This window comes from Streptomyces sp. NRRL S-920 (assembly GCF_000717945.1).
In the GTDB taxonomy this organism is placed as follows: Bacteria; Actinomycetota; Actinomycetes; order Streptomycetales; family Streptomycetaceae; genus Streptomyces; species Streptomyces alboniger.
Map to the genome: position 1 here is coordinate 1 of NZ_JODF01000177.1, position 295 is coordinate 295.

Below are 295 nucleotides of genomic sequence, written 5' to 3' on the forward strand. Positions count from 1 at the left end.
GACCGCGAGGAAACCTACGGATATGCCATCACCCGTCAGCTGAATGAGCTGGGCTTCACCGACGTCATCGAGGGGACGGTGTACACCATCTTGCTGCGGCTGGAGAGGAACAAGCTCGTCCAGGTGACGAAGCGTCCCTCCGGGGTCGGTCCGCCGCGGAAGTTTTACGCGCTCAATGACGCCGGATGCGAAGAATTGGCGAAGTTCTGGGCGAAATGGCAGTACGTGTCATCACGCATCGACAGGCTCAAGGAGGAGGGCGGGAGATGAACTTCTGGGAGAAGGTCACCGGCAG

General features: G+C 60.0%; 1 protein-coding gene. It reads left to right on the top strand.

The window, feature by feature from the left end:
* Positions 1–270 (top strand): PadR family transcriptional regulator (locus tag IG54_RS0137400; protein WP_030795761.1); only part of this gene is annotated, 270 nt, incomplete at its 5' end.
* Positions 271–295 lie beyond the last annotated feature (25 nt).